3 protein-coding genes are annotated in these 1,801 nt (G+C 54.7%); all 3 read right to left on the bottom strand.

What is annotated here, in order from left to right:
• A partial coding sequence (locus G404_RS20545) for a hypothetical protein (RefSeq protein ID WP_156906385.1) occupies positions 1–199 on the bottom strand: 199 nt, incomplete at its 3' end.
• Positions 196–621, bottom strand: a complete 426-nt coding sequence (locus G404_RS0117325) for a hypothetical protein (protein WP_028642168.1) — start codon at positions 619–621, stop codon at positions 196–198. The genes G404_RS0117325 and G404_RS20545, both read right to left, overlap by 4 nt.
• An 88-nt stretch (positions 622–709) precedes the next feature.
• Positions 710–1,801 (bottom strand): site-specific integrase (locus tag G404_RS0117320; protein WP_156906384.1); only part of this gene is annotated, 1,092 nt, incomplete at its 5' end.

The following is a 1,801-nucleotide window of genomic DNA, read 5'->3' as shown; positions in this document are numbered from 1 at the left end:
CCAGACGAGGCCCGCTCTCCGTTAATTTACGCCGCCTGATGTGCCAAATGTTCTGACGACGGACAGAACGTGGGGGTTTGACCCATTCGTCAAACTCATCGTCTGGATCGGAAACGCTCTCAGCACGAAAGCGCACGATATCGCCGACTTCTGGGGTCAAGGCTGATGTTTCAAGATCGATGATGAGTTGGCGCTTCATGACGCAATCGCCTTCGCCGCCTTACCAAAAGCCACATCATCGTTCTGCGCCCCGTAGACCTTGCCCCGCAAAGCTCGCTGCTGATCAGCCATCGTTGGATCAGCTTGGCGTATTCCCTGCTGGATCTTGGAAAACTCCTTAGAACGGTCCTCAGCATCATTCTGGGCGCTCGGGGTGTGAGTGCTGCTGTTGGATTGCTCTGGCTTCTGAGGGCCGCTTGCAGGAGAGGCCTTTGGCGGTTTCGTTGATCGTGGGCGTATCTGCTTTGCTAGAGCCGTGTTCCGTGCCGCCAGTTTCCCCGTAAGCTCTGATGCAACAGCCAGGAGCATATCGGCATCCTGCTTGATCGTCTTGCTCTCGGAATCGTCAGCCATCTGCACCAGCAGTGCCAACCAGCGCTTCATCTCTTCTCGTGCGTCCATATATCATTCCTCCGAGTGTATTTATCACTCAGAGAAAATCTATCAGGATCAATGTGATGGATGTGAAAGTGTCTGGTCCAAGACACTTTCACATCGCAGCCAGCTTCTGAGCCAGCTGGTATGGTACCAGATGCGTGTAGCGCATCAGCATTCTGGGATCACGATGACCAGAGATCAACGCAACCTCTGGCATGCTCAAACCCATCTCAAAAAAGCGTGATACGGCTTCATGCCTGAGATCGTGGAAGTGCAGATCGTTGATACCTGTCTTGGCCATGATCCTGCGCCAGCACATTTTCAGCGCATCCGAAGAGACGGAAAAAACCAGACTGTTTGTGCGGGTCTGCGATTCCAGCACGGCAATCGCGCCATTGGTCAATGGAACCGTGCGAGCATGACCATTTTTGGTTTGGGGTAGGTGTGCAGTGCGGCGCTTCAAATCAACGAACCGCCATTCCAGCGACAGGATTTCACCCCGCCGCATTCCAGTTTCGACAGCAAAATGAATCACCGCAATGATATCCTGACGATCAATCTCAGCCAGCTCTGCAACCAGCCGATCGATCTCCGTCTGAGAAACACGGCGGTTGCGGGCATTGTTCAGCCTTGGCTTTCTGACATTGGCTGCTGGATTTTCATCCAGATGATATCCCCACTCCCGCATCGCGATGGAGATGGCATGTTGGATATGGTGCAATTCACGGCAGACGGTGCCAGCAGTCACTTCCTGCAACCGTGCATCGCGGTACATGGCAATCGCGCTGGCAGAGAGCTTCTGCAGGCTCATTTCAGCCATGGGTGATCTCAGGACCTTTGCCAGCTGATAGCATTCAATCTCGTGGCCACGGTTCTTCGTGCTGACCTCCCTGAGATACCTTTCAAGGATGTCTTTCAATGTGGTGCGCTTCAGATCGCCAACGATCCCGACACTGTGTGACGAAGTCCGTCGCGCATCTTCCTGATTCGCCCACGCTACGGCTTCGGCATGGCTTGGGAAGGTTCTGCTGACAGGTGCGAAGCCCTTGCGTCTGATCTGAACGCAGTAGCCGTGCTTTCTCTTGGTTATGGTTGCCAACGCAAATGTCGGTCGCGTCCCGGTACGTGGTGTAGGTTGTGAGGGTAGCGCTGCTGGCCGGACGCGCGCTTTCGATATTGCGCTGTAGCGTCCGGCCAGCAGCGC

It is taken from the genome of Novosphingobium acidiphilum DSM 19966, assembly GCF_000429005.1.
GTDB lineage: Bacteria > Pseudomonadota > Alphaproteobacteria > Sphingomonadales > Sphingomonadaceae > Novosphingobium > Novosphingobium acidiphilum.
This window is presented reverse-complemented; position numbering and strand designations above follow the sequence as displayed.